Source organism: Dialister sp. UBA1703 (assembly GCA_002320515.1).
In the GTDB taxonomy this organism is placed as follows: Bacteria; Bacillota; Negativicutes; order Veillonellales; family Dialisteraceae; genus Dialister.
Map to the genome: position 1 here is coordinate 1 of DCJJ01000168.1, position 3960 is coordinate 3960.

Genomic DNA, 3960 nt, shown 5'->3' on the forward strand with positions numbered 1-3960 from the left:
TAATCAGTGCTTCCCTAGCCCACTTAATCGGTTTTATTTATACTGGCGCCCTTCATTATTTAAGGGCGCCTACCTTCCCCTTTGAACCTTCTGAACCAGCCCACTTTTAGCGGGCCGAACCCTCTGAACCTTCACGCCCGCGGGGCATATCACTAAAAGCGTCTCTTCCGCCATTATAAAATAAAAAAAGGAGCTATTCAATCACATGAATAGCTCCTTTCCAATCAGGGAGCGAATTACTTCACTTCCGCCTCATAACGGGCCAGGGTGAAGCAGAGATCAGACAGGCGGTTCAGATAGCGGATATCCACTTCATGCACATCCTCCACTTCCGACAGGCGCCACATGCACCGTTCCGCACGACGAACCACAGTACGGGCCATATCCAGGAAGCTTTCGCTCTGGGTATCACCCGGTACCAGGAAGTGATCCAGGGGAGCCAGCTCTTCGGTGTACTGGTCGATGAGGTGCTCCAGGTTGGTCACATGTTCCGGCGTAATGTTCGGTTCTTTTCCCTTGCTGGCTACATCAGCCATGAGGAGCCACAGTTCCTTCTGCAGCTTGAAAATCGTTCCCTTTACATTGTCATGAACTGCAAAAGCACGGGCCTGACCAAGAACGCAGTCAGCTTCGTCCACCGTACCATAAGCTTCAACGCGAAGACTGCCTTTGGATACCCTTTCATTGGTAAAAAGGCTGGTCTGCCCTTTGTCTCCTGTACGTGTATATACCTTTGCCATGACAATCACCTTATTTCTTTAATTCAGGGAACCAGAGAGCAATTTCTCTTGCTGCTGTTTCCGGAGCATCAGAAGCATGAACCACGTTTTCATCAATGGAGGTAGCGAAATCTCCACGGATAGATCCCGGTACTGCTTCCAGAGGATTGGTTGCGCCGTTGATCTGACGAACTGCTACTACAGCATTTTCCCCTTCGATAACCATAGCCAGAACGGGGCCGGAAGTGATGAAATCGATGAGAACCTTGAAGAAACCTTTGCCCTTATGTTCAGCATAATGTTCTTCAGCCAGTTCAACAGGAACGTTGATCATTTTGATTGCGTGGATGGAAAGACCTTTTCTTTCGAAACGGGAAATCACTTCGCCGCAGATGTGTTTCTTCACGCCGTCCGGTTTTACGAGTACAAGAGTTTTCTGAATGTCAGCCATAAATATGACCCTCCTTAAAAAGAATGCATTTGTGCTGCGATTTCACGCAGCTTTTCCACCCGCTCCTCCGTAGAAGGATGCGTTGAAAACAGATTTGCCACGCCGCCTGCACCGGCCAGCGGGTTAATAATGAAAAGCCCGCTGGTAGCCGGTTTCGCATCAGCCATCACCTTATGATGGGCATAGGCGTCCAGCTTCTCCAGCGCACTGGCCAAAGCCAGTGGTTTGCCGGAAATTGCTGCCCCTGAAGCGTCCGCCATGAACTCCCGGGACCGGGACAGGGCCAGCTGGATTAAAGTCGCCGCCAGGGGCGCCACCACGATGGTCACCAGAAGGGCGATAGGGTTGGAATTCCTCCCCTCCTCATCCCTGGCGCCGCCGAAAATGGCAAGCCACTGGGCTGCATTGGCAATGTAGCTGATAGCTGTTGCAATAGAAGCAGCCAGCGTCATTATCAGTGTATCACGATGACGGATATGTGACAACTCATGACTTAAAACTCCTGCCAATTCATCTCTGTCCAGCATGGAAAGAATCCCTTCCGTCACCGCCACAGCTGCATGGTTTTCATTTCTTCCTGTAGCAAAGGCATTGGGCACATCCGTAGGAATCACATAAAGCCGCGGCATGGGCATATGGGCCCTTTCCGTCAGATCCCGCACCAGCTGGTACAGCTCCGGCACATCGGACTCCGACAGAGGCTGGGCATTGTAGGCCCGAAGGGCCATCTTGTCACAATTCCAGTAGGTATAAAAATTCATGGCGAATGAAATGAGAAGCATGGTGAAAGCACCGCTCCTGCCGCCTACTACACCGCCGATTGCCATGAGAATCACGCTGAGCAGTGTCAGCAGCATCACCGATTTGACTCTGTTCAAAGAAAAGACCTCACTTTGCGCAACAAATAGAATTTTATAAATATGTTTAAATAAAAAAAGTGGTCGGAACGACATGATTCGAACATGCGACCTCTACCACCCCAAGGTAGCGCTCTACCAAACTGAGCTACGTCCCGACATCGGTTACAAGTAATAGGATACACAATGAAGAGAGATTTGTCAAGGGATTTTTTATTTTTCTTTTTGAAGACCTGCTGTGGCCCGAGTTATGAAGAAAGGTTCTTAAGTTTGACGGCGTCTCCGCCGCCGAGGGTTGTGGATTGCCGCTTCGCGGCAATGATTATGAAGTCAGCGTTACGTGCTTACCATTAGTGTCACCAGTGCTGCATGACGTAGTGCGTTAGCCCCCTTCCTTTGGAAGGGGGGGTGTCGCCGTCAGGCGAGATTTTCGAAGAAAATCCGAGGCCCCAAAGGGGCCCAAGATGTCTCATAGTGGCTTGGAGCTATCTTCAAGTGTTCCTCAGGGCTCCGCCCAGCTCCTTCCGGTGGAAGGAGCCTGCGTTACGTTCTACCCTCTTGTGTCACAAGTGCTGTATGGCGGAGAGTAAAAAGGGGCTGTGAAAAAATGTAAATCATTTTTCACAGCCCCTTTTTTTATTGATTTTCAAATTTTTCAATTTCTTCCATCAAAGCAGGGATCAGTTCTTCTTCCGGCACGGAACGGAGGATTTTTCCTTTACGGAAGAGAAGGCCGCTGCCTTTGCCTCCGGCTATACCGAAATCCGCTTCCCTGGCTTCTCCCGGACCGTTGACGGCGCAACCCATGACAGCCACACGGATAGGTTTCTTGAATTTCTGGATTTTTTCTTCCACTTCCTGGGCCATGTGGATGAGATCCACCTGGGTGCGGCCGCAGGTAGGGCAGGAAACGAGGACGGGGCCATACTGCTGCATACCTACGGAGCTCAGTATTTCCCTGGCCGCCTTTACTTCCTTCAGGGGGTCGTCGGTGAGGGAGACACGGATGGTGTCGCCGATACCGTCCAGAAGGAGGCTTCCGATACCGATGGCAGACTTGATGGTGCCCCGATAAAGGGTGCCTGCTTCGGTGACGCCCAGATGGAGTGGATAGTTCACCTCTTCATGGAGAAGGCGGTTGGCCTTTACCATCATGGGAACGTCGGTGGATTTAACGGAAATGACGATGTCATGGAAATCCTCTTCTTCCAGAATTTTCACATGTTCCATGGCGCCGGCCACCATGCCTTCCGCTGTAGGATGACCGCCGTAGGCATCCAGAATGTGCTGAGGCAGGGAGCCTGCATTAATGCCGATACGAATGGGGATATGTTTTTCTTTGGCCATATCCACCACCTTCACCACATTTTCCCGTTTCCCGATGTTGCCGGGGTTGATGCGGAGGGCGTCAATCCCCTGTTCCATGGCCGTCAAAGCCAGGCGGTAGTCAAAGTGGATGTCTGCCACCAGCGGCACGTCCACCAGACTCCTAAGCGCTCCCAGCGCTTCCGCTGCTTTCCTGTCCGGCACTGCCATGCGGACAATATCCGCCCCCGCCTTATGGAGGGCATTGATTTGGGCAGCCGCATAGGCTGTGTCCACAGGGCTGAAGGTGCTCATGGACTGTATAGCAATGGGTGCACCGCCGCCGATGGCGACGCTGCCTACATGTATCTGTCTGGTTGTTTCCATTTTTTCACCTGATTGATTTAGTTAATGCGCCCCTGGGGCGCGGGGAAAAGGTGGTGCGTTAGCACCAAAGGGGGGCGGGCCCATAGGGCCCGTAAAAGGAAAAGGTTCCTAAGGGAAGCGCTGATTAAATCACTGTCCGCTTTTATTCTTGAATTTTTATGCAATGCAAGGAATGGGACGACGCGAATAGCGAGCTATTTAAGGAGTCCCATGACGAAGCAGTGCATAAAAATTCTTATAA

The 3960-nt window shown here is 51.4% G+C and carries 4 protein-coding genes and 1 tRNA gene; all 5 read right to left on the reverse strand.

Translation table 11 applies throughout. The features are described from left to right. Window positions 1-236: 236 nt before the first annotated feature. The 5 genes from B2Y11_RS08255 to ispG all read right to left on the reverse strand — a co-directional run bounded on the left by B2Y11_RS08255 (window position 237) and on the right by ispG (window position 3719). The gene (locus tag B2Y11_RS08255) at window positions 237-740 is read right to left on the reverse strand and encodes a cob(I)yrinic acid a,c-diamide adenosyltransferase (protein ID WP_291057982.1); all 504 of its coding nucleotides are present in this window, start codon (window positions 738-740) and stop codon (window positions 237-239) included. Between the two features lie 10 nt (window positions 741-750). Next, the gene (gene ndk / locus B2Y11_RS08260) at window positions 751-1170 is read right to left on the reverse strand and encodes a nucleoside-diphosphate kinase (RefSeq protein WP_291057983.1); all 420 of its coding nucleotides are present in this window, start codon (window positions 1168-1170) and stop codon (window positions 751-753) included. A gap of 14 nt (window positions 1171-1184) precedes the next feature. Then, entirely contained in the window at window positions 1185-2048 is an 864-nt protein-coding gene (gene htpX, locus B2Y11_RS08265; protein WP_291057984.1) for a zinc metalloprotease HtpX, read from the reverse strand. Between the two features lie 60 nt (window positions 2049-2108). Next, a tRNA-Pro gene (locus B2Y11_RS08270) sits at window positions 2109-2185 on the reverse strand. Window positions 2186-2663: 478 nt separating this feature from the next. Next, the gene (gene ispG / locus B2Y11_RS08275) at window positions 2664-3719 is read right to left on the reverse strand and encodes a flavodoxin-dependent (E)-4-hydroxy-3-methylbut-2-enyl-diphosphate synthase (protein ID WP_291057985.1); all 1056 of its coding nucleotides are present in this window, start codon (window positions 3717-3719) and stop codon (window positions 2664-2666) included. Between the last annotated feature and the right edge of the window lie 241 nt (window positions 3720-3960).

Bases quoted from the DNA above. Each gene is read 5' to 3' on its own strand.
- B2Y11_RS08255 (WP_291057982.1), bottom strand. From the start codon at position 740: ATGGCAAAGGTATATACACGTACAGGAGACAAAGGGCAGACCAGCCTT.
- ispG (WP_291057985.1), bottom strand. From the start codon at position 3,719: ATGGAAACAACCAGACAGATACATGTAGGCAGCGTCGCCATCGGCGGC.
- ndk (WP_291057983.1), bottom strand. From the start codon at position 1,170: ATGGCTGACATTCAGAAAACTCTTGTACTCGTAAAACCGGACGGCGTG.